Source organism: Methanosarcina barkeri MS, from assembly GCF_000970025.1.
Lineage (GTDB): Archaea > Halobacteriota > Methanosarcinia > Methanosarcinales > Methanosarcinaceae > Methanosarcina > Methanosarcina barkeri.
The window spans coordinates 797,308-822,036 of sequence record NZ_CP009528.1 but is presented as its reverse complement, the minus strand read 5'-3'; the positions used below and the strand labels follow the sequence as shown (position 1 = coordinate 822,036).

Annotated in this window: 16 protein-coding genes, 1 tRNA gene and 2 pseudogenes; 10 read left to right on the top strand and 9 right to left on the bottom strand. The window is 39.5% G+C overall.

Going from position 1 to position 24,729, the window contains the following annotated elements; translation table 11 throughout:
- Nucleotides 1–66 precede the first annotated feature (66 nt).
- The 4 genes from MSBRM_RS22185 (at nucleotide 67) to MSBRM_RS03415 (ending at nucleotide 4,082) form a co-directional block, all read left to right on the top strand.
- Entirely contained in the window at nucleotides 67–384 is a 318-nt protein-coding gene (locus tag MSBRM_RS22185) for a hypothetical protein (RefSeq protein ID WP_449288732.1), read from the top strand.
- A 1,346-nt stretch (nucleotides 385–1,730) separates the two neighbouring features.
- Nucleotides 1,731–1,940 carry a TOBE domain-containing protein gene (locus MSBRM_RS03425; RefSeq protein ID WP_048119823.1) on the top strand — a complete coding sequence of 70 codons (210 nt, stop codon included), beginning with the start codon at nucleotides 1,731–1,733 and terminating at the stop codon, nucleotides 1,938–1,940.
- A 331-nt stretch (nucleotides 1,941–2,271) separates the two neighbouring features.
- Nucleotides 2,272–2,949 (top strand): molybdate ABC transporter permease subunit, encoded by a 678-nt coding sequence (gene modB / locus MSBRM_RS03420; RefSeq protein ID WP_048119825.1) that lies wholly within the window; start codon nucleotides 2,272–2,274, stop codon nucleotides 2,947–2,949.
- A 2-nt stretch (nucleotides 2,950–2,951) separates the two neighbouring features.
- A complete protein-coding gene (locus MSBRM_RS03415; protein ID WP_048154544.1) occupies nucleotides 2,952–4,082 on the top strand; it encodes an ABC transporter ATP-binding protein in 1,131 nt (376 codons plus the stop codon).
- Between the two features lie 117 nt (nucleotides 4,083–4,199).
- On the opposite strand, the gene MSBRM_RS03410 is transcribed toward MSBRM_RS03415, so the two are convergent.
- The 9 genes and pseudogenes from MSBRM_RS03410 to MSBRM_RS19990 all read right to left on the bottom strand — a co-directional run.
- A complete protein-coding gene (locus MSBRM_RS03410; protein ID WP_048119829.1) occupies nucleotides 4,200–4,697 on the bottom strand; it encodes a GNAT family N-acetyltransferase in 498 nt (165 codons plus the stop codon).
- An 844-nt stretch (nucleotides 4,698–5,541) separates the two neighbouring features.
- Nucleotides 5,542–6,369, bottom strand: coding sequence for a sulfite exporter TauE/SafE family protein (locus tag MSBRM_RS03405; protein ID WP_048119831.1), 828 nt, complete (start codon nucleotides 6,367–6,369; stop codon nucleotides 5,542–5,544).
- Nucleotides 6,370–6,768: 399 nt separating this feature from the next.
- Nucleotides 6,769–6,879 (bottom strand) — tRNA-Met (locus MSBRM_RS03400).
- Nucleotides 6,880–7,530: 651 nt separating this feature from the next.
- Entirely contained in the window at nucleotides 7,531–8,307 is a 777-nt protein-coding gene (locus MSBRM_RS03395) for a hypothetical protein (protein ID WP_052712675.1), read from the bottom strand.
- Nucleotides 8,308–8,479: 172 nt separating this feature from the next.
- The gene (locus MSBRM_RS03390; RefSeq protein ID WP_048119832.1) at nucleotides 8,480–10,480 is read right to left on the bottom strand and encodes an S-layer protein domain-containing protein; all 2,001 of its coding nucleotides are present in this window, start codon (nucleotides 10,478–10,480) and stop codon (nucleotides 8,480–8,482) included.
- A gap of 1,167 nt (nucleotides 10,481–11,647) precedes the next feature.
- Nucleotides 11,648–12,048, bottom strand: a pseudogene (locus tag MSBRM_RS21050) (IS1634 family transposase); the annotation flags it as partial.
- 304 nt (nucleotides 12,049–12,352) lie between these two features.
- Nucleotides 12,353–12,829, bottom strand: coding sequence for a DUF134 domain-containing protein (locus tag MSBRM_RS22005; protein ID WP_048154541.1), 477 nt, complete (start codon nucleotides 12,827–12,829; stop codon nucleotides 12,353–12,355).
- A 473-nt stretch (nucleotides 12,830–13,302) separates the two neighbouring features.
- Complete coding sequence (locus MSBRM_RS03375; RefSeq protein ID WP_048119836.1) at nucleotides 13,303–13,704, bottom strand: hypothetical protein; 402 nt, start codon at nucleotides 13,702–13,704, stop codon at nucleotides 13,303–13,305.
- A gap of 292 nt (nucleotides 13,705–13,996) precedes the next feature.
- Nucleotides 13,997–14,442: pseudogene (locus MSBRM_RS19990) on the bottom strand (transposase); the annotation flags it as partial.
- A gap of 2,055 nt (nucleotides 14,443–16,497) precedes the next feature.
- On the opposite strand from MSBRM_RS19990, the gene cdhA reads away from it, so the two are divergent.
- The 6 genes from cdhA to acsC all read left to right on the top strand — a co-directional run bounded on the left by cdhA (nucleotide 16,498) and on the right by acsC (nucleotide 24,681).
- Nucleotides 16,498–18,921: a CO dehydrogenase/acetyl-CoA synthase complex subunit alpha gene (gene cdhA, locus MSBRM_RS03370; RefSeq protein WP_048119840.1), complete on the top strand. Its 2,424-nt coding sequence runs from the start codon at nucleotides 16,498–16,500 to the stop codon at nucleotides 18,919–18,921.
- Between the two features lie 5 nt (nucleotides 18,922–18,926).
- A complete protein-coding gene (cdhB, locus tag MSBRM_RS03365; protein ID WP_048119842.1) occupies nucleotides 18,927–19,439 on the top strand; it encodes a CO dehydrogenase/acetyl-CoA synthase complex subunit epsilon in 513 nt (170 codons plus the stop codon).
- A gap of 24 nt (nucleotides 19,440–19,463) precedes the next feature.
- Entirely contained in the window at nucleotides 19,464–20,882 is a 1,419-nt protein-coding gene (gene cdhC / locus MSBRM_RS03360) for a CO dehydrogenase/CO-methylating acetyl-CoA synthase complex subunit beta (protein WP_048154539.1), read from the top strand.
- 59 nt (nucleotides 20,883–20,941) lie between these two features.
- On the top strand, nucleotides 20,942–21,703 hold the full coding sequence (locus MSBRM_RS03355) for an ATP-binding protein (RefSeq protein ID WP_048119844.1): 762 nt from the start codon (nucleotides 20,942–20,944) through the stop codon (nucleotides 21,701–21,703).
- Nucleotides 21,704–21,942: 239 nt separating this feature from the next.
- Entirely contained in the window at nucleotides 21,943–23,268 is a 1,326-nt protein-coding gene (gene cdhD / locus MSBRM_RS03350; RefSeq protein WP_048119846.1) for a CO dehydrogenase/acetyl-CoA synthase subunit delta, read from the top strand.
- Nucleotides 23,269–23,271: 3 nt separating this feature from the next.
- The gene (gene acsC, locus MSBRM_RS03345) at nucleotides 23,272–24,681 is read left to right on the top strand and encodes an acetyl-CoA decarbonylase/synthase complex subunit gamma (RefSeq protein ID WP_048119848.1); all 1,410 of its coding nucleotides are present in this window, start codon (nucleotides 23,272–23,274) and stop codon (nucleotides 24,679–24,681) included.
- Nucleotides 24,682–24,729: the final 48 nt, after the last annotated feature.

The following is a 24,729-nucleotide window of genomic DNA, read 5'->3' as shown; positions in this document are numbered from 1 at the left end:
CTACATCTACAGAGTTCTAGGAATAGACCTTCTCCCCTGCATCCAGAAGGATTGGATACCCTCTGTATGAGGAAGTTTTTCAGTGTTCAGAAACCAGGCGCAGAGTTTAGGATAATCCTTCGTTTTTTCAGAGCCGAGAATAAGTCGGTCCCTTTTATACTACTAGCTTCCTCAGACGCCTGTTTGTTTACCGTGACCGCCATTTCCCCCAAATTAACGATCTTTAATCCATTGTTTCCGATGGTCGCTCCGGCAAGGATATGGGATGGACCAGGCATGCAGCTTTTCGTTTCGCAGGTCACGTATATGCGCTCCCCACCTGCGCTTCCCACCCTGGACGTCGAGCTCTCTATTTGCAATATTGAGCATCTGGATACCGATTAATGCCACTGAAGTCAGGAAGCCATGAAAGAGAACGACCTATTCAATCTGTGAAAGCAGTTCAGGATCTTTTATCTGCTTCATGATTACTTCCATAGCTTCTTTCTCTAAGTGCGAGTTTTTATGCAATGTATACACCCCCAAAGGTTCAACTGCTATTATTTTTGAATCTGAATATCAGATAAGATACTGTGCATATTTATATAATAAATATAATATATAATAGTTATTAAACAATATTTATTCTCAATAAATGTTGTTCGTGAGTTGCAGAAAACAATATCATAAAAATCTCTACAATTATTATTTAGCAAATTCAAAACCATTTAAAAGTTCAATACACGATGAAGCATCAGGCGATGCAAAAAGTTAAACACTGAGTAAATTTCGATTATACTTTGGTACTTAGGAATGATCATGTAGAAGAAACAAATTTAAAGTTGAAGTTAAATAACGAGCCATCTGTATACGATATTTTAATGCAATAAAATAAATAAAAAAACGAAATAATTTTGGGGTAAAACTTCGTTATGTTTTGACAGACATAACGTTATATATAGTTTGCATGCTTTCATGGTTATTGAGGATCACAGAAGATAAAATCTTGTTCAAAAAAAGTTTCAAATCCCCGAAAAGATTCAGGTTCATGTTCAGGCAAAGGTAAAATGCTGAAAAATCAACCTTTGGACCTCCACCCATGAGCCCTCAACTTAATTCATAATAGAATATGAACAGAGAAAAATAATTCTCTATTCCAGAAACTTGCCTATTCTCAGAGAAAATAAAATCCATTATTTCACATCCTTGCTCCAAATAGAATATAATAATGGGTTTTTTAAGAGATAATGGCAAGAGGGGAAGTTAAATTTCAAAAAAAAGAAGGATGGGCTTGTTTTGGCAAGATTTAATATATAAATTTAAAAGGTTCAATTTGGGTGTAAATGTTGGGCTCTTGAAATAAGTATGTTCCTGTAGTTCTGTGATCCTCATTTGATAGCTAAAAAATTTAAGTTTAAAAAAGCAAACCTTCTAAGGTAATTCTACGGCAAATTCCAGTAAGAAAGGATAAGAGCAAGCTTCAGATACAAAGATACAATGAAATGTACTCAGACAAAACTCTCATAAAATTGGAAGAATCTATTTTTTGCATCTATACATAATGATATTATCCATTTTCTCAATATGAAGAAATTTCCATATTCGGAGAAGCAGGCTTCTCAAGAGGAAAGTACTATTCATATTAATATATAGAATAAAGCCATATTATATATACGCAAACTATATTATCAATTAGATCATAAGTGAGAAAGCAAGTGTTCATAATAAACACTTGAAGGAGGAGCAAGGAAATGAAATTAAGTGCACGCAATGTTTTAAAAGGAAAGGTTAAAAGTATTGTTACGGGGATGGTCAATTCTGAAATCGTAATAGAATTGCCTGGCGGAGTAGAAATGACATCTATCATTACAAAAACCTCAGCTGAAAATCTGAAGCTAAAAGAAGGAAGCGAGGTATACGCAATTGTCAAGGCTTCAAATGTGATAATCGGTACAGATTAATCCCCAATTCATTTCATGCACAAAGCATGAAAATTAGTAAGTAATGTTATTCCACTCTGCAAGAGTCCATTAAACCCTGCTTATTTTTTGATGGCTGTGGCTTAAAAAAGTAAAGTATGACGTACATTTGCAGAGTGTGAATAATTTAATATCAGTTTGTGTCTTTAGCGGGACATTATTAATTAGGATTTATTTTTAAATTTAATTTTCATAATCTAGACTCAATTTTCAGAATTGATAGCGTTTTACTAAAAAATTTTTACCTTATGATAATCCATTTTAATAAGCGTTTTGCTATCTCTTACATAAGATTATCCCGAAAATAAAAGACATGGTCATTATGTTGGATAAGGTATGGTTTCCTTTATCTCTTACGCTCTGGGTAGCAACCATATCATCAGTTCTGGTCCTTTGCACTGGCATAATCATAGCTTATGTATTTGCGAGGCGTGATTTCTGGGGAAAAGAACTTGCAGAGCTTTTAGTAACACTACCTCTAGTTCTCCCACCCACCGTAATAGGATATCTTCTGGTTATTTTTGTAGGTAGAAAAGGCCTTCTTGGCCATTTCATTTACAACTTTTTTGGCACTGGGATCATGTTTACCTGGCAGGCAGCAGTCATTGCGGCTTATACAGTTTCCCTTCCTCTTATGGTGAGAGCTGCTCAGGCAGCCATTGAAGCAGTAGATAAAGAGCTTGAATATGCAGCCTATATCCTTGGAAGAAGTGAAACTGAAACTGCTCTCCTAATAACCCTCCCCCTTGCAAAAAGGGGTATACTGGCCGGGCTGGTACTCAGTTTTGCAAGGGCTGTCGGAGAATTCGGAGCAACACTTATGCTTGCAGGGAACATTCCGGGAAAAACGAACACAATGTCTCTCTCGATATACAGTGCTTTTCAGGCAGGCAATGATGAACTTGCTCAGACTCTGGTCTTAATCCTTATTCTTATATCCCTGCTGGCTATATCTCTAACTGGACGATTCATAGGAAAATTAGAGGTATAGTTTTGGGCGTTAAAATTAAACTTAAAAAACAGTATAACGAAGCTAATACCAATGAGAAAAAAGGCATTAAGAAATCCTTTGCGTTAGATGTCAGCTTTGAAATGGAAAACGAACTTGTCGTACTTTTTGGACCTTCAGGGTCAGGAAAGACCACACTGTTTAAATGCATATCCGGAATTACGGATCTTGATGAGGGAAAAATAACCGTAGGAAATAAAGTTTATTTCGACAAAGAGAATAAAATCAACCTGCCTATTCAGAAACGCAACCTGGGTTATGTTTTCCAGAGCTATACTCTTTTTCCCCATATGAATGTAAGAAAAAATATAGAATGTGGGCTCAAAGGCTGGGAGAAAGAATCCAAGGAAGAAAGGGTTCGAGAAATGCTAAGCCTTCTTCATATTGAGGAGCTGGAAACCCGATATCCATCCCAGCTGTCAGGTGGGCAAAAACAGAGAGTAGCTCTGGCAAGGGCACTGGCTCCCAAACCTGAAATTTTGCTTCTGGACGAACCATTCTCTGCACTTGATCTGGAAATTAGAACCAGACTTGCACAAAAAATAAGAGATTTGCAAACCAAAATTGGGATACCTGTGTTGTTTATCACCCACAGTTTGGAAGAAGCTTTCCAGCTTGCCGACAAGATTCTTGTCTTATATGAGGGAAAAGCTCAACAGTTCGGGACCCCGGAAGAAATATTTTATCATCCTAATAACTTGCATGTGGCAGAACTAGTTGGGATATCAAATATTTTCAATGACGCTTATGTTAAAGAATGTGACGAAGAGTCAAAATGTACAGTGTTAAAAAGTGGAGACCTGATTTTAAGGATAAAAACTCAGAGATTCGAACCTGGAGATAAAGTTTTCTGGGGAATTCATCCTGAGAACATCACTCTTCTTTTGCCTGACTCACGTTCTGAAAATCAAAATGACAACACTTACTCCGCCCGTATCAATAGTATAACCAATAAGGGACCAAAAAAGCGCATCACACTTAAACTTGCCAGATATAACAAAACCCTGACTGCAGAGGTGCCTGCGCAGTGTGTTGATGCTCTGAGACTGCATACAGGCGATCTATGCCTGGCAAAATTGGAAATGACTAAAGTAGTGGCATTCCATAAATCATAACTCAATGAATAACAATATTTAGAGATATAGAAAAAATTCAACTTTTGGCTGGTTATTTATAAGGAACATACTATCAATAGCGTAAAACATTGTGGTATAAGCATTATGATATAAGCATTATGATATTATTTTTTGGTATGCCATTACATCTAGCAGTTGCCCAAATTTCTCTCCTACTTCCTTATAATGCGCACATTTGCTAAAGCCGTTTCTCACAAATAAATTAATACTCTTAGAATTTTCTCCGCATATTGTCGCAATAAGTACGTGAATATTTTGCTTTTTTGCAATATCTTCAATGAACTTAACAGCCTGGCTGCCTATGCCTTTACCTATGTAATCCGGCTTTAAGTATACAGTTACTTCAGCAGTTCCATCGTATGCTTCACGCTTTTTGTACTGAGTCAATATTACATATCCATTAATTTTATCAGCAGATTTTATGACAAAAGTTTTATATTTAGGATTTTCAAAGAATACCAATTCTCGCATTTCATCTTTTGAGAAAGCATGCGCGTGAAAGGTTACATTTGTGTTGAGAACATAGTGGGTATAAATTTCCAAAACATCATTCAGATGTTCTTCCTTTATTTCATCAAAAATAACTTTGCACATTTTGATCTGCCTTTAAAAACTTAATTTTTTATATTAAAAAGTCATTCAATCAGATTGAATTATTTAAAAGGTTTCCTGATGGCCGTTATTATTCCAAGTATATAGGCCAATCCAACATAATACTGAATATCAACTATTATACCAACCCTATTCGTGGAATCTAAAATTTGAGACAAACATGAGAAAGTACCTGCAGCTTCCTTATTTTATGAAATTTACAAGAAAAAGGATCAAAATTTGGTAAAATTAGAAATGGATAAAGTGAGTGGTATTCCATAATTTTAAATCAATAAATAACAGAATTTGGATATGAAATAACCCCCTATGCTCAAAACTTGCTTCTTTGGATTTAGTATTTTAGTAGCTACTCAAATTCTTCTAATGAAACAGTTCCAACAATCCCGTTGATCAAAGTTAAAAACGGTTTTAGGGATCAGTTTGTTTTCTGGGTCTTTATTGATTTCAGTCACTGAATTTTGAAAGAAATCATCAATTTTTACGCTCCCATATAAAAATCTCAGCATTCTTCATGCAGATTGCTTATCCGTAAATCATTATTGAATCAAGTCTTACAGTCCTATCTTTGTCCAGTAACTGCAAGTACTACAATACTGGGTCTCACCATCGGAGTGCAATTTTAGTTTAGAATGGCATTTTGGACATATTTTTAGATGTTTCATGAACAAAACCCCTTCCTTCTTCTAGTTCTTCTTTTCACCTTATTATGGGAGTATGCTTCCTCTTAATATTATAAATAATTTATGTAAAATAGTAGCATAAATTGAACAGAAATCCCATACAGTACAGAGATTAGATTTTGCGGTTATAAAAAGGACAAATGAGTTCAATATAAAATACGATCAACAACTCCTATCATTTTCAGCCCGAAATAGAGCATTATAACTATGAATAGATGCTTCAAATGCTCGGGATTCATAAGATGAGCAATTTTAGCTCCGTTTTTTGCTGCAAGAAACGCCGGAAATGCAAGTAAAATCCAATTTAAAAGATTTACGTATCCAACAGAATAAGAAGGGAGTCCAGCCTTTCCCCAGCCATTGATTATGTACCCAATAGATCCACTAAAAGAGGTAAAGATTATTACTGCAGCTGAGGTCCCTATGGCTTTTCGCATATCTAAATGAAGAAAAATCAACATGATTGGAATTCCAATCACTCCTCCCCCAAGCCCTAAAAGACCAGAAAAAAAGCCTATGAAGATACCTGAAAAAATATAAGGTAATGGATTAGAGCTGATATATTTCGTTTCTGTAACTGCAGGAGTAAAGTAAGTTCTAACTGCACCAATTATAACTACGATTCCAAAAATTGTGCTAAGGATAGAAGCCGATAAGTAAGAAGCTACCGCTGCTCCCACGAAACTGAAGATTGATCCGAAGATCCCTATGATTGTTGCCTGTTTCCAAAGTACTGCATTCTTTTGATGGTAAATATGAGTAACATTTATGGCATTTAGCAGAACCACAAAAAGAGTTGTCCCAAAAGCTATCCTTATTGCAATGTCATGCTGAAGCCCAGTCTCCTGCAAAAGCCAGTACTGAACAGGAGACATGACAAAGCCTCCACCAATACCAAGCATACCTGAGACAATACCCGTAAAAAATCCTGTGAAAATAAGGATACAAAGGTAAAGGGGATCTGTAGGAGTCATTTTCAGTCAAGTATAATTTCTCTTATAATTACCTGATTTCTCGTTATTTTTCTCAATAAAAGAAAAAATTTGTCCTTTTTCCTCTTTTGGATATGCATTAACCTATGAGTTAATCAAAGTATGTATGTGAACTACTCCTTACTGAATTCCTTGACCTGACCAGGCAACTCTCGTATATTGGCTTGTTTACTCTTTAGTTAAATACAGTCTATGTTAAACTCTGAATCTATTGCGTTTGATTGCTGAAAATCTTGAATATAGATACAGAAAGTAGAAAATATTAAAAATTCCATAAAAGCCTGAAAAATAGAAGATTGTTTAAAATTAATTATCTAGGAAATATACCTGTAATGAGAAATTAAGACAAAATAGTTAAAAATACATTAAATAAAAATAAAGTGCCCGGAGCGTGACTCGAACACGCGACCTCCAGATATCTCAGGAGATTAAAGACGCCTCATATAATTGTCCCTATGAGTCTGGCGCCCCAACCATCTAGGCTATCCGGGCTTGCAACACACAAATGTACAAAGTTATATTAAAGTCTAACGATCAAAATACCGAAAAACCGGATTTTTTTCGTAATATTTACATGAAGAAGTTGTCTGAGAGGGAGAGATCTTGATAGAATAGCGCTGCCAGGAATCAACAGACAACTAGACTTCTACGAAATTGCCGCGACGGACCAGAAGCACCCGTTCAAGGACATATAAGAATAGTATGGTTATCATTAAAGTGAGGCATCCTGTCTCCTGCCACCAGATAAAGAAGAAGGAACAGAAGAGGTTGAAAGAGTTATCCGCAAAAATCAATTGCAATATTAATGTCGGCGGAAAAGGATTGCTTGTAAAACAAAAATTTCTCTTTGAGTAGTGATGCCATTGAAATCTAGATTCTTAATGGCATTTGGTGAAAATTGAATGATACCATTTTTGGTCTCTAAATACACCACCTAGTTGTTTTTATCTTCTGCATAAAACCCCAATAAGTCCAGACTGGATTTTAAAAATTGATATCAGAGATAAATGAAACGTGAAATTTTACTGTGGTGAGTGGCAGACGAAAGAAAAAATGAGATAAAATAATAAAAATCAAACTAAAAAACTGAAAAAAGAATTAAAAGGGAAGAAAGAATAAAAAAATTATACCTTTTTGAAAATGTCAGTACCCTGTGGCTTCTGCCAGCTGTTTGACCAGAGAGTCATCAGCAGTATTTCCGGTAACCACAAATACATTGTTTCCATTGCTCCAGATATAGGTATACCTGGGGACCTCGGTTCCTTCATCTGTGACGTAGTCTGCAATTCTCACAGCTGAATGCCCATTAAATGACTCTTCGACAAAACGGGAGCCTTCTGTTAATGGCTTGAAGGAAGACTTGTATGCATCTATTAGATTAGTTGTAGCCTCAGAATTCTCAAGCTCGATTACATCCATATAGAAGTCAGAATCGTTGTATTTGTACATGCTTTCGGTCCCTCCGACGACTTCGGAAACATTCTCTGCATTGTAATCGATTTTGATATCAGCTGTATTAAGAGAGAAAGACCCAACATATTCGAAACCTGAAGGAAGGTTTTCAAGTTTGCTAATGTTAGCCGCATTTTCAGCGGAATTTGTATTTGTACTTGATCCTGTATTTGTACTTGATCCCGAGTTACTCGAATCTGTTACACTAACCGAGGGATTGTTAAGCTCGCTATTGTTAGCTGCACTTTCAGCAGGATTTACATTCGCTTCCAGGCTACTCGACTCTGTTACATTAACTGCGGACTCATTAAGCTCGCTAACGTTAGCCGTGCTTCCGGCAGGATTTACATTTTCTCCCGAGCTATTGGGCTCTGTTCCATTGACTGTGGATTTATTGTCGCCAACACAGCCTGAAAATGCGACCATCAAAACCACAAGTGCAGATATTAAAGCCACCATTTTTTTCATAAGCTTCACCTAAAATCTGTATAATCCTGGAAATAACTATCAAGTTTAACCGGGATTTCAAAGTTGAAAGATCGCTTGAATTAAGAAATACGTAGATAAAAAGTTATCTGCAAAAGGAATTTAAAAAAGAATTAAAAGAGAGAAGAGTTAGAAAACCCTTCAATCAGAAATTTTAGTTGTTCCTCCTGACGAGGTAGACAACTCCAAGGAGTCCGACAAGTCCAAGAACAACTCCAAATCCTGGGGTGCTATTTTCTTCGGGCTTAGTTGCGTTATCGGTTGGTTCTTCTGGAGTAGTCGCTTCCGGAGTTTCTGGTGTTGCGTTCACATCTTCCGGAGTTTCGGTGGTGATATTAGCAGGAGTTACGGTTTCGTTGCCAACGGTTTCGTTGCCACTCGGTTTTGTGATGTCAGATACAGTGGTGTTATTACCGACAGTCCTCTCGACGAATGGGTAGTACCTGAGGTCGGAAGTTGAAGTGTCAGCGATCTTGAAGGACATACCCTCTGCAATGTCCTGATCAGAGTCTCTGGTCAGAGTAAAGGTGTCGTCATTGCTGATCTTTAGGGTATCTCCCTGTATGGAAACATCATTGAGTTCGCCGAATTCATCGTCAGATTCGATCTTTATAGCGTTTGCGTAGTCAATGAGCCAGAGACCTTCAATCTGGGCAATGCTGTCGACTGCACCCTGGAAGACCTGGTTGACATGGACCTTCAGGACAACAACATCATCTTCATCCTGGATGTCATCAAGTTCGACGTCCCAGGTGCTGTCACCGTCTCCAACATCAATGATTTCGTCATCTACATATTCTCCATCCTTGTCAAATTCAAGCCAGACCTTATTACCGTCAACATCGACCTGCTTGGCTTGGAGAGAGTAACCTTCACCGAGGTCAAGGGTTTCGCCGGTTTTAACGGTATACTTGTCATCGCTGTCAAGAACAAGCTTGGCAAGTTTGTCAGCGCTGTTGGATTTAAGTGGGATGTATTCCTCTGCAAAGAAGCCAATAACTGGATACTGGTCCCAGTCAAGGCTTGGCTTATAATATTCGTAGTCAACATCTTTAATGGAGGTTGTGTAGACGAGACCACCCTTTTGAATTACATTTCCTTTAAGATTTGAAACACTGAGATTTTCTGTTTCAACATTGTCATTAAGGTCGTAGTAGAAACCTGCAAAGTTGCTTGCATCCCAGTCATATGCTCCAGAGGCAACACTACCTCTTACTTCATAGGTTCCGGGATCAGTGATTTCCTTTGCGAGATAGAACCTGAGCATATTGCTTGAGGTGTCAGCGACCTTGAAAGACAGACCTTCAGCAAGTTCATTTGTGGAATCCCTGGTCAGAGTAAAGGTGTCTTCATTGGTGATGTTAAGGGTGTCACCGTTAATGGAAACATCATCGAGGTCACCGAATTCATCATCAGATTCGATCTTTATGGCGTTTGCGTAGTCAATGAGCCAGAGACCTTCAATCTGGGCAATGCTGTCGACTGCACCCTGGAAGACCTGGTTGACATGGACCTTCAGGACAACAACATCATCTTCATCCTGGATGTCATCAAGTTCGACGTCCCAGGTGCTGTCACCTTCTCCAACATCGATGATTTCGTCATCTACATATTCTCCGTCCTTGTCGAATTCGAGCCAGACCTTATTACCGTCAACATCGACCTGCTTGGCCTGGAGAGAGTAGCCCTGTCCGAGGTCAAGGGTTTCGCCGGTTCTGACAGTGTACTTGTCATCGCTGTCAAGAACAAGCTTGGCGAGTTTGTCAGCGCTGTTGGATTTCAGTGGGATATACTTGTCTGCGAAGAAACCGAGCAAGCTGTAGTTGTCCCAGCCAATGCTTGGCTTTTCATATTCGTAGTCAACCTGCTGGATCTTAGTAGAGTATACAATTCCACCCTCTCCAATTACATTGCCACTGTTTCCACTGACAGGTTTAATGGAAAGAGTTTCAGTTGTAACGTTATCGTCAATATCGTAGTAGAATGCTGCGAATTGAGTAGCATCGATTGTAATACCATCGCCGACAATGTCGTCGATATTAGAGCCGTTAAACACTGGACCGCGGATCTCAACTGAGTCTGCTGCACTTGCGGCGGATGCAAATACAGTCAGAAGCATGAGAGCAGACAGTGTCACTGCTGCGAATCTCTTCATTTATTGTTCCTCCATGTTTGTTAAGATATGTCGTATGTAAGAAGAAGTGTCGGGATCAACACTTTAAGGGTTTCACCATTCTTCACCAAATCAGACTTTTAGATTTCGTCTATTGCCGAAGAGGATTTCATTCCCTCCTTATCCCTCTAAATTGGATTACAAGTGTTCTATAAAATAATTGCCCTATTAAATCTTTTGTGGTCTATTTCAGGGAAATTAAAGAGGAAAAGCGCAAAACAACGATACAAATGACGGTAAATGTCGAAAGAGCTCAGGTGGCATATTCGTCAGGAGTTAAATTAAAAGATAAATTCGAAATACTTATAAAGACTATGGAAAAGGAATAACACGATTAGAGAGACTTACGATTAAAGAAACTCATGCCAAACAATTTCAGATTACACTAACTTTAAAAATCCACTAGGTAAGCTTACCCTGTGCTACTTTTAAAGTATATTATGTCTATTTAAAATATTTTATGCCTGGAAAATTTCAGTATATAAAGCAGGTTCCAATTAAACAGGTTTCATGTACCTATAATATACTTTGAGAAATATAACATATATATGATTCTAAAGATGAAGATATCAGTTCGTCAAGGAAGACCTATTCTTAAAGATATTATTTCAACCAAACCTGTACCAAATTCTCTGATTTTACTTTCCCTTTTTTCTGAGTTATAAGTCATTTAATCCCCTGAAACTTGAAAAATACCCATTTCATATCAGTCTATTTCATATCAGTCTGTTTCTAAGTTTCACTTTAGGATCTGGAATCGTTTCACTTTCTTCCACAAATTTGCCCTCAACTATCATTCTGCAATTAAATGAATCATCAAGTAGAGAACCATTATCATTGTCAGAACTTCAATTCTTGACTTATTTTCTCATGCGTCTTCAATTATAGTCACGCCTGTAATTAGTGCAACAAAAATCTCATTATATCTCATTTGAGCAGTTGCATTATTTAGCCTCATGACTATAAGTGAGCAATCATGCCAAACTGTCTCAATCCCCACAACATTTTTAAATATAATATATATTGAGCTAGAACAGGGAGTTGCTTTCATATAAACAGACCAAAATTTAAGACTAGCTTCTAATGCAAAATAGATAGCTTTCAAGCAAAAAAAATATTTAATCAGTGATTAATAGACTTATTCTAGAAATACACTTTAGATACACTAAAAGCACCACTTTTCAAAAATACAAATCTTTTTTTACGTTATCCTGCCCTTTGTAATATATCAGCATCTCTTTGAGAGAAATACTAATGTCATAACTTGCAAGAATGAGCAGTCTTAGTTCTTAATTTTTTTCAAAACAAACAATTCATTGGTCTTTATTATTTCATCAATCCTGTAATAAGTCGTAAATTCCTCATCTTTTGAAGATCTACTTCTTTACCGAATTCACGTTTTCTAATAGGCTATCAAATCCATCATTTTAACACAACAGAAGAGAAATCTGGAATCAATTTCTCCACAGTTTTTAACATATCTTTAACATATCTTATCCACAGAAGAAGCCCTCCCCAGTTAGTTTTTTAAACGACACTTCTGGCTTTTTCAAGTTATTTTAGGCTCTTCATCACTCTCTATAGAGAATACTATTTTCAATTAAAGACCGCCTGAATTTTATGATTTATGAGAATAATGAGAATTATGAGGATATCCACATAAGACAATGAAGAATTTTAATTAGTATCAGTTCCATTTTTCGGTTAGTAACCTCTGCTCAAACTAAATTGTTTTGGGTTATTATTTCCTTTAATAGAATTTGGAACGTGGGCACGAACATACCCCCGTTGCTTGCACGGAGTGCGCCAGTGCAATATGATTGTCACTTATTTTTGCTTACATCACCAGTATCCTTACTGCTTTCCTTTTTTTTTAGGACAACAGAAATTATTTTCAATAAACCTCATTCCCCTCCCATCGCCACCAATTCGGAATATTAGATTGGAGCCACAGTTTGGACAGCTTGTGGGGCGAGGCTGGTTGTCCTTTGCTTCCCACATATAATCGCATTCTTTGCAGAGAAAATTGACCTTGCATTCACCAGTATTAACATATTCTCCTCCAGAGATCTCGATCGCTTTTCCGTTGACAAGGGCATCAGCAATCTTCTCCCGCGCCCTTTGGAGGTCGCTCCAGAAAGTTTTTCGGGATACTCCCATCCTGTCAGCAGCCTCATTCTGCTCTATCTTGAGAAGGTCGCAAAGACGAACAGCTTCAATCTCTTCTATAGATAGGTTAATTATTTCCAAACAGCAAAGAGGGATTTCTCTGGGCTTATAATAGGTGGCCTTTGGAAAACAAGATACTCTACGCTTAACTTTATTGACCATCAAATTACACTTACGTGACGCATAATAAGTATTTATCGATCAATATATTATATTAAAGCATTTAGAGTTTTACTTCTACATCGCCATCAAGGATTAGAGTAAACGCAAACTGCCATATTCGATGGCAACATATTTTTTGTTTTATCCTGAAATAATTTCGCAGATTCAAACCCATTTCATTGGTCATCGGTTAAGGAATTTTCTTGCCTGAAAGCTATCGATTTTTCATTTAGAAGCCGGCCTTAAATGTGGGTCCTATTTACATGAAATCAATATCCCTATTCCAGCTCGTAATTTATTATATTTGACAAATATTGAGGAAATTAACGTAATTTTTCACGATTTTTCACATAACCGAAGACGCATGAATTCTTCTCTTAATTCCTCTATCACCAACTTGTTGATCTGACTATCTCTACTTTCACATACCTTTTATCTCTTTCTCACTATGTGGAAAATACCTCCATAAGTACTCAGCAGTAGCGAGGAAATATATATTTTACTTCCTTAACGGTCTCTTCTTTCTCTCCTTCTGTTTCTTCAAGGAACTCTTTGCTTTTCAGAGTTTCTGTCTGTGCAACTCCGGGATGCTGTTTCAGAAATTCTATTGAGTATTCAGTAGTTTCCTTTGCTGATAATTGAAAGGTCTCATCAATTTCTTCTTTGCTGAACTGCCCATGATCAAGAAGAAGTTGAGTTATTTTTTCTCTGGTAGCTTGAGGTTCGTTCTCATAGTTTAGAGAGTAGTACAGCTTGCTGATGATAACTTTTAAACTCCTGGGTCGACTTCTTTTTTTGTCTTTTACCTCAAAAGGACTTTTATCTTTTATTTTTTTTATAATTTCTTCAAGGTCATACTGGCTCAAGTTTAACACCTATATGGAATCTGGCTTGCAAGCAGATAAAAGTTATAAATCTGCAGGGAGAGAAAAGAAGATGTTGATATATAAATTAAGACAGAGGTTAAAATAATTTTAAAAATATAATAAACTGAATAAATAAGTAAAGTTTGAAATAGTAAGTTGAAGAATAGCACAAATTGAAACTAAAGCACTGTAAACTGAAAACAAAGCAAAATGAAAAACTAAAGTCTATCCATTAGTCATCGGCCAAGGATTCATTTCCGTCATATGTTAATCTTTTTGAACCCAATTCCTTCATTTTTTATTAAAACCATTCATCTCTAAACCTTTCTCTGTTACATGCGGATCTAATGCTTGACTTTCAGATACACTCATTATCGTTTAAAAAGTTCTTTGAATTCCACATACATATAGAATTACTGTCAACAGATCTGATGCATTCTCTGCAAATATTGTACTCCAACATAACTGCGTATATCTAGCCATTTTTTCAGTATGAGTTATTGAGTTTTTTACAAAAGAATAAATTCTTCTACTAACGATTAGTGTAAATATTACTGTCCAGATTAGAGCTTCAATTACCTGCACATTCTTTGTTTCAAGAACGTCTAGCGAGTATTTGCTTTTCAATTCTTTGAAAAGCAGTTCTATATTTCATCTGGCTCTATATAAGTTTTCAATGTCTTTTACATTCAAAATGTCTTTCTGAATATTTGTAATATAAATATGATGCTTCCCATTTTTGTCATTATTCTTTGGCAGTTTGCCTTAACCACTCTTCTGGAAACATTTCCCGAAGAGAGTATTCAAGAGTAGGTGGGAAACGAGTAGACATAGATTCAAAAATTTGAATATGAGTATAAAAGCAGATACAGGAGATGTGATTTAATGCTTAACCGATGGCGCATGAAAACCATTTGAATGTTCAATAAGCGATACAGTAACAGACAACGCAAAAGAGAAAATGTTGAGTAAATTTAAGCTTCATTGTGATAATGTAGAATGATTCTGTAAAATGAAACAATTTCGAAGTTGAAGTGAAATGGTGGTCACCCGTACGATAGATCATTGTAATAAAAGAAATTAAAAGCGAAATAATTGGAATAAAACAACAATCTTCTGTCGTGCCTATTGAAGCTCATTCCAGAAGGTTTTCTGATACTTTATTCTGTCAGCAGTCTCATTCTGCCCTACATGAGGACGGTCGCAAAGACGAATTCTTCAAGCTCTTCCAAGAACAAGTTAATAATTACGAGAATACTTAGCGGGCTTTATCTGAGTTTTTAAGAAGTAGCTTTTTAGATTATTGAAAACCCACTTAACTCAATCTACCGTCAAAATACGCAAATGAGATGTTATATAAATAACTAACGCTACATTAATTTAAATATTGATAAATTAAAAAGTTCAGAATTAATAATTAGGATTCTGCATTTTAATTACAAAACCATAAGCAATAAACTTGTAATTATATAAAATGCGATTATAAGTATGGCGTTTACTTTATAATTTATACATTATACATTAGTCAACCCTGCGGATATCTTCTGCCTTATATATTTGATTTAACGTAAAAGTTCTGCTAATCACTGTACTTTCGTATTACTTCTTAGTCGAATAATTTTATGTTCTTTTCATATCAAAAATGAGTATACGCTGCCGTTTTCCATGCGTCATCACGGGCCAACGATTCGTAAGAGTTCACAGGATTTATACAAAGGAATTCTTTTATTAGTATAGTAAAACCTAATAGAAATGAAAACTATTTATACTACGTCGCTTATGTGTAATTTAGAGACTATCCGAAAAGTGCTGTGACCTGCTGTAACTTCTACAATCAGTGATCACAAATGAACGGATTCCGGATAATAAACACTAATTGTCCAGTTGTAATTATACAACATGCGTAAAACTTTTTGGATAGCCTCTAAGACCTCTTTTATCTGAAATCACAAGATTTACTTATAGTACACTCACCCTGAAGTCTAAATAAAGCAGTGTTCCCCCAACTCTTTAATAATCAAAAATTTAACTGCTTACTTTTCTATTATATATATTAGCCGAACAAAAATAGAAGCTATATATACTACGCGCTTATGTGTAATGTAAGAGTTTGTCTGAAAAGCTCTGTGACCTACTATAACTTTTATAATCGGCAGATCACAAATGAACAGATTCCGGATAATAAGCACTAATTGCCCAGTTTTATAGCTTCCGCTTGATATCTAAAACAAAAAAGGTAAACTATTAACTCTCTACAAATTTACCTTTTAACTGCTTAATTTTTATTTTTATATTTATACCAAACAAAAATGGAAGTTATTTATAACACGTCGCTTATGTGTAATTTAAGAGTTTATCTGAAAAGTGCTGTGACCTACTGTAACTTCTACAATCAGCAGATCATAAATGAACGGATTCCGGATAATAAACACAGTTGTCTAATTGTAAATTTTACAACATTCATAGAACTTTTCGGATAGTCTCCAGGATCTCTTTTATTCTGAGATCACAAGGTTTACCATTATAGAACTTACCCACTTGATGTTTAAAACAAAAGCAGTGAACTTCAAACTTTCTAAAAATTCAAGATTTAACTGCTTAATTTACTGTACTTTATTTTGTATTATAAGTGAGTGACTTCTATAAAAAAGTAAAAACGACCTACTAAAAATGTCATTTAAATAGCTGGAACTTTCAAGCAGACGTCAATATAAATTGGACAATCATTATCGGTATGCCACATATCGTAAATACAATCGTCTGATGAAGCGACTTTAAGCGTATTTAGGAGGTAAAGCTAAAATGAGTAAATTAACTACCGGGAGTTTTTCTATAGAAGATCTAGAATCCGTTCAGATCACTATCAATAATATTGTAGGGGCAGCAAAGGAGGCTGCTGAAGAAAAAGAAAAGGAGCTCGTTAACGCAGGTCCCACACTTTTTCCAGGACTTGAGGGTTATAGGGATGACTGGAACTTCAAACTACTTGACCGTTACGAGCCTGTAATCACCCCCATGTGTGATCAGTGCTGCTACTGTACCTATGGACCCTGTGATCTTTCAGGGAACAAGAGAGGTGCTTGTGGTATTGACATGAAGGGCCACAATGGGAGAGAATTCTTCCTCCGTGTAATTACAGGTACTGCCTGCCATGCAGCTCATGGCCGCCACCTGCTTGATCACTTGATCGAAAAATATGGAGAAGACTTACCTCTCACCCTTGGGCAATCCAATGTGCTTACCCCAAACATTACAATCAGTACTGGGCTTAGCCCCAAAACCCTTGGGGAAGTCAAGCCGGCAATGGAGTATGTTGAAGAACAGCTGACCCAGCTGCTTGCAACTGTCCATGCAGGTCAGGAGTCCGCAGAAATTGATTACGACTCAAAAGCCCTATTCAGTGGTAGCCTGGATCACGTAGGCATGGAAATTTCTGATATTGTACAGGTCGCAGCCTATGATTTCCCGAAAGCTGACCCAGAGGCTCCCTTAGTTGAAATCGGAATGGGAACCATTGACAAGTCCAAACCTTTCCTATGTGTTATAGGACACAATGTCGCCGGTGTCACCTACATGATGGACTACATGGAAGACAACAACCTGACCGACAAGATGGAAATTGCTGGACTCTGCTGTACTGCAATCGACCTTACAAGGTACAAGGAAGCCGATCGGAGGCCCCCATATGCAAAAGTTATAGGTTCCATGTCCAAGGAACTCAAGGTAATCCGTTCAGGAATGCCAGATGTCATTGTTGTAGATGAACAGTGCGTCCGCGGTGATATTGTACCTGAAGCGCAGAAACTCAAGATTCCGGTCATTGCATCAAATCCCAAGATCATGTACGGACTTCCGAACAGGACAGATGCCGACGTTGACGAGACCATGGAGGAACTCAAGTCCGGAAAGATTCCAGGCTGTGTAATGCTGGACTACGACAAGCTAGGAGAACTCTGCGTCAGGCTTACGATGGAAATGGCCCCAATCCGTGATGCCGCCGGTATCACTGCACTTCCAACCGATGAAGAACTCGTAAATATGGTTGCAAAATGCGCAGACTGTGGAGCCTGCCTGCTTGCCTGCCCTGAAGAGATCGATATTCCGGAAGCAATGGGATTTGCAAAGAAAGGAGACTTCTCATACTTTGAAGAGATCCATGACACATGCATTGGTTGCCGCCGCTGTGAACAGGTCTGTAAGAAGGAAATTCCAATCCTTAACGTAATAGAGAAGATAGCCCAGAAGCAGATTGCTGAAGAAAAAGGTTTGATGAGAGCCGGCAGAGGACAGGTATCTGATGCCGAAATACGCGCAGAAGGTCTTAACCTTGTCATGGGTACCACACCGGGTATTATCGCAATCATCGGATGCCCGAATTATGCAGGAGGCACCAAGGACGTTTACTACATCGCAGAAGAATTCCTGAAAAGGAACTTCATCGTAGTTACGACAGGCTGTGGAGCAATGGACATTGGTATGTTCAAGGATGCCGATGGCAAGACTCTCTATGAGAGGTTCCCAGGTGGATTCCAGTGTGGAGGGCTTGCCAACATAGGATCCTGTGTCTCAAATGCCCACATCACTGGAGCAGCCGAGAAAGTCGCAGCTATCTTTGCCCAGAGAACTCTTGAAGGCAACCTCGCCGAAATTGGAGATTACATACTGAACCGTGTAGGTGCCTGTGGACTCGCATGGGGTGCCTTCTCCCAGAAAGCATCCTCAATAGGTACCGGCTGTAATATTTTTGGTATCCCTGCAGTCCTTGGTCCTCACTCCTCTAAGTACAGGAGAGCCCTGATTGCCAAGACCTATGAAGAAGACAAGTGGAAGGTCTACGATGCGAGAAATGGTCAGGAAATGCCAATTCCGCCAGCACCTGAGTTCCTCCTGACCACGGCAGAGACCTGGCAGGAAGCAATCCCGATGATGGCAAAAGCCTGCATCCGTCCGTCTGACAACAGCATGGGTAGAGCTATTAAACTGACCCACTGGATGGAACTGCATAAGAAGTACCTTGGCGGAAAAGAACCTGAAGACTGGTGGAAATTCGTCAGAACCGAAGCTGACCTCCCGCTGGCTACCCGTGAGGCACTCCTCAAGGAGCTAGAAAAAGAACATGGCTGGGAAATTGATTGGAAGAGGAAGAAAATCATCTCCGGTCCAAAGATCAAGTTCGACGTCTCGGCACAGCCCACTAACCTCAAAAGACTCTGCAAGGAGGCCTGAATTAAATGGTTGACACTACCAAGAACACAAAGCTCTTTACCAGCTACGGGGTGAATACCTCAAAAGCCGTATCTCCTGAAATGGCTGCAAAGATAATCTCAAAAGCAAAGAGACCGCTCCTTATGGTAGGAACCCTGGCCCTCGACCCCGAACTCCTTGACCGCGTGGTAAAAATTTCGAAGGCTGCAAACATCCCTATTGCTGCAACAGGGAGTTCCTTGGCAGTCCTTGCTGATAAAGATGTAGATGCAAAATACATCAACGCTCACATGCTCGGTTTTTACCTGACCGACCCAAAATGGCCCGGTCTTGACGGAAATGGAAATTACGACATGATCATAACCATAGGATTCAAGAAATTCTACATCAACCAAGTGCTGTCCGCAGCAAAGAACTTCAGTAACTTGAAAACAATTGCGATTGAAAGAGGCTATATCCAGAACGCAACTATGTCCTTCGGGAACCTGAGTAAGGCAGACCACTATGCTGCCCTGGATGAACTTATTAACGCATTATAACTTTGATTTAGGAGGCAAAATATAATGGCAGAATTCCCATTTGAGATTTCTCCAATGTTTGAAGGAGAAAGAGTAAGAAAGGATGGAATGTTTGTTGAACTCGGCGGCCCGAAATCCATGGGTCTGGAACTTGTCCGTGCAAAGGACATGGACGAGATCGAAGATGACAAAGTTACGATCGTCGGTCCTGATCTAAAGGAAATGGAAGAGGGCAAAACATATCCCTGGGCAATGATTTTCCACATCGGCGGAGAACTGGTAGAGCCTGACCTTGAGTCTGTCGTCGAAAGGCGTGTCCACGACTTCGTAAACTACTGCCAGGGCATTATGCACCTGAACCAGAGATACGATGTATGGATGAGAATGTCAAAGGACACAGCTGCAAAGATGGACTCCTTCGAACCTTTCGGAAAAGCTGTCATGATGCTCTTCAAGACAGAGCTTCCTTTTATTGAGAAGATGCAGGTGACCTTCTACACCGACGAGGCCGAAGTCGAAAAGCAAATGGTAGAGGCAAAGGAGATCTTCAAGGCAAGAGATGCAAGGACAAAGGACCTACACGATGAAGATGTCGATGTCTTCTATGGATGTACTCTATGTCAGGCTTTTGCTCCAACCAACGTATGTGTGGTTTCTCCAGACAGAATCTCACTATGTGGTGCAATCAACTGGTTTGACGGCCGTGCAGCCGCAAAAGTAGACCCAGAAGGCCCACAGTTCGCAATTGAAAAGGGTGAAGTTCTCGATGACAATACAGGTGAATACTCAGGTGTAAATGAGATTGCAAAGAAACTTTCAAGTGGTGAATTCGACAAGATTAAACTCCACTCATTCTTCGACTCACCACACACCTCTTGTGGCTGCTTCGAAGTAGTCGGGTTCTATATCCCTGAAGTTGACGGTATCGGATGGGTTAACAGAGAATACCAGGGAATGGCACCAAATGGACTTGGTTTCTCAACTATGGCCGGTCAGACAGGAGGCGGAAAGCAGATAGTAGGTTTCCTCGGTATTGGGGTCAACTACTTCTATTCACCCAAGTTCATCCAGGCGGATGGAGGCTGGAACAGAGTTGTCTGGCTCCCTGCTATGCTCAAGGAAAAGATTGCAGAAACCATTCCTGAAGACATCAAAGACAAGATCGCAACTGAGAACGATGCAACTGACATCGAGTCCTTGAAGACTTTCCTGCAGGAGAAGAACCACCCGGTCGTTGCTAACTGGGCAGCTGCAGAAGAAGAGGAAGAGGAAGAAGAAGAGGAAGAAGAAGAGGAAACAGCTGTTGCAGCAGCTCCAATGATGATGCCTGCAGCAGGTTTCCAGATGCCTGCAATGGCTTCAATGCCAATGATGCCTGCCGGTAAAGCTGGTGGAATAAAGATCACTTTCAAGAATGCAAAGATCTCCATTGACAAAATGATCGTCAGCGAGAAGAAGGAATAAACGTAGTTGGGTGACGACAGGTAATCGCCTACAACGAAAAACAATCCATGGGGTATTCTGTGACAAAAGTAATTGCAATAACGGGAAAAGGTGGGACTGGTAAAACAGCGGTAGCGGCTCTTCTGATCCGCTCCCTTTCCAAAAAAGGGAAGTTCTTATTGGCAGTTGATGCAGATGCAGATACTAACCTTCCTGAGACTCTTGGCTGTGAGAACGTAAAAACAATCGGAGATGCAAAGGAGTATTTACAGGCCGAAATCACAAAACCAAAGCCTGAACATCCCGACATGAATAAAGAGGCGGTACTTAAAAGCAAGATTTATGAGATCATCGAAGAAATGCCGGGTTATGACCTCCTGGTAATGGGAAGGCCCGAAGGGTCAGGATGTTACTGTTATGTAAACAACCTTCTCAGGGGCATCATGGATAAACTGATAGCGAATTATGATATCGTTATCATTGATGCAGAAGCAGGGCTTGAGCATTTCAGCAGGAAAATTATCCGGGATATAGATGAACTGATTGTCGTAACAGACGCCTCTCGAAGGGGATTTAGAACTGCTGAGAGAATTCATGAACTTGTGGATGAACTGGACTCAAACATTGGTAGAATTCACGTTATTGCAAATAAGGTTACAGATACTAACCGAGAAAAGCTTGTCAAACTGGCAGAGGATCTGAAACTTAGTATGATAGGTATGATCCCACTAGACCCAAAAATAGAGGAAATGGATATAAAAGGCATACCTCTCTTCCAAATTTCGGACGACTCGGTTGCTGCAGTAGAAATCGAAAATATTATAAAAAAACTGGGATTATAATCCCGTTTTCTTATTAAACCTGTGATATTGCAAAAACCGTTCAGGAAATAAGATATAGATTCTTTGCCCGTTTTAAGGGCTTGAAATGACATTCAAAATCATGTGAAATATGGAGCAGAGTTTACTTCTGCCCCTAATTCTTCTTTCCATAAGAGAAGAATCTGGAAGTAAAATCTGTATTATTTCTTTATTTAAGTAACTCATCAAAACGGAAAATTTACGGAAAAGGTGAGGTTTACATGGCAAAGAAAGTTAAATTATCAGAAATGACAAACATGTTCAAGGACATGGAGATATTGGCCCTTGAAGGTGTAACCATTGAAGGGGATATTGAGCTTGATCTCGGTGGACTCGGAGGCGGCTTTGACCCGATGCTTGCTGCTCTTCTAGGACAGGAGAATGCAGTACTCGCACAGCACTTCGCAAGACTTGCTAGCATGTTTGGAGTACCTGTAGGCATTGGTGCCCCAGCTGGTGTTCCAGCAGCTGCTCCTGCAGTGTCCCCTGCTCTGGCAGCACCGAAACTTAAGGACCTCATTCCTGCCAAGTTCGATTTTGAAAACATTGCAGAATGGGCAAATCAGATTCAGGAAGTACCAATAGGCAACACATCTGCAGATGGTGGAAGCCGTGGAAAGAGGGTCATGCTTGGTGGAGAGAAAGCTCTGCCGTTCTTCCCGGATGCCGTAATGCCAAACAGGAATCAGGTTACAATTGATGTGTTTGACATGAGAATCGGGCTTGCAAAAGCCGTCAAGGTAAACTATGATGAAGTAATGGACAGCCCTGGAGAATGGGCAAAGAAGAACGTGGAGAAGTTCAACGCAGATATGATCACAATCCACCTGATCTCAACAGACCCATTGATTAAGGACACACCGGCAAAGGAAGCAGCAAAGACGGTGGAAGAAGTACTACAGGCTGTTGATGTACCAATCGCAATCGGCGGTTCAGGGAACCCACAGAAAGACCCGGAGGTTCTTGCAAAGGCAGCAGAAGTGGCAGAAGGAGAACGCTGCCTTATTGCATCTGCTAGCCTGAACCTTGACTACGCAAAGATTGCAGAAGCTGCATTAAAGTATGACCACGATGTTCTGTCATGGACTCAGCTTGATATGAACTCACAGAAGGAACTTAACAGGAAGCTCATGAAGCAGTGCAATGTCCCAAGAGACAGGATCATCATGGACCCAACAACTGCAGCACTTGGTTATGGTCTAGACTACGCATACACCAACATGGAGCGTATAAGACTTGCAGCACTTATGGGTGACGATGAACTGACCTTCCCAATGTCTTCTGGTACTACAAACGCATGGGGTGCCCGTGAGTCATGGATGGTGAGCTCACCACTGAAGGAAGATTCGGACTGGGGACCAAGAGAATACAGAGGACCTATATGGGAAATCATTACAGGACTGTCACTTGCAATTGCAGGAAACGATCTCTTCATGATGATGCACCCAACATCAGTTGCTGTACTGAAGCAGATTACCCAGACATTATTCGGTTCAATTGAGGCAGAGCCGGTTGATATTGCTAACTGGATCGGAACGGAGGTGTAAAAAATGAAGATAAACAGCCCATTAGAAGCGTACAAATACCTCCCCCAGACCAACTGTGGAGAATGTGGAGAAGCAACATGTATGGCATTTGCTTCAAAGCTCATAGACAGGTCAGGAAAAACAACAGACTGCGCACCGTTGATTAAAGAGAAAAAGTTTGCAAAGAAGCTTGCAGAACTTGACAGATTACTTGCACCTGAGATTCAAGAAGTTGAAATCGGAGTGGGTGAAAGAGCAGTCAAGATCGGGGGCGACGATGTACTTTACCGTCACAAGTTGACTTTCTTCAACAAGACGAAGATGTTCTTCGATGTGACGGACACAATGGAAGAAGCCGCACTTGTTGAAAGAGTTAATAATATTGCTAACTTCAAGAAGTTCTATGTAGGGCACCACCTGCTCCTTGACGGTGTCGCAATAAGGTCAGTATCAAACGATCCAGAAAAGTTCGCAGCAGCGGTTAAGAAAGTGGCAGAAGTTGGATTGCCAATGATATTCTGTTCATTTAACCCTGCGGTTCTGAAAGCAGGACTTGAAGCGGCAAAGGATAAAAACCCACTGATATACGCTGCAAACAAGGACAACTGGAAGGAAGTAGGAGAACTAGCACTTGAATACAATGTCCCTGTGGTGGTTTCAGCAATTAATGACCTTGATGCCCTCAAGACTCTGGCAAAAACATTTGCAGAGGCAGGTATTAAGAACATTGTTCTTGACCCAGGAACATATCCAACCGGTAAAAGCATGAAGGAGTCCTTTACCAACTTCCTGAAGATCAGGAGAGCAGGCATTACGGGAGATACAGAGATTGCATACCCGATCATGGCTCTGCCGTTTACTGCCTGGATGGCTGGAATTTCGGACCCTGTCAGCGCCTCGTACTGGGAAACTGCAATGGCTGCAGTGTTTACAATCAGGTATGGCGATATTATGATTCTCCACAGTATGGAGCCATATGCCACACTGCCTGAGGTACACCTGGCCGAGACAATCTACACTGACCCGAGAACTCCTGTAGCTGTGGACTCAAAGATGTACAAGGTAGGAAGCCCAACAGCGGATTCACCTGTACTCTTTACCACAAACTTCGCTCTGACTTACTACACAGTAGAGAGCGACCTTTCCTCAAACGACATCGACTGCTATCTGCTTGCGGTTAACACCGATGGGATTGGTGTCGAAGCATCTGTTGCCGGTGGCCAGCTGAATGCGGACAAAGTAAAGGATGCATTTGATAAATCAGGATTTGACCTCAAAAAGGATGTTACACACAATACTGTAATCATTCCGGGTCTGGCTGCACGTCTACAGGGCGACCTTGAGGACAAACTCGGTGCAAATATTCTTGTGGGACCAATGGATTCAGGAAGACTGCCTGGATTTATGGAAAAGAACTGGCCTCCAAAGAAATAAGTAGAAAATAAATTTGAATATTAATATTCCGTGTCATAAAGACACGGA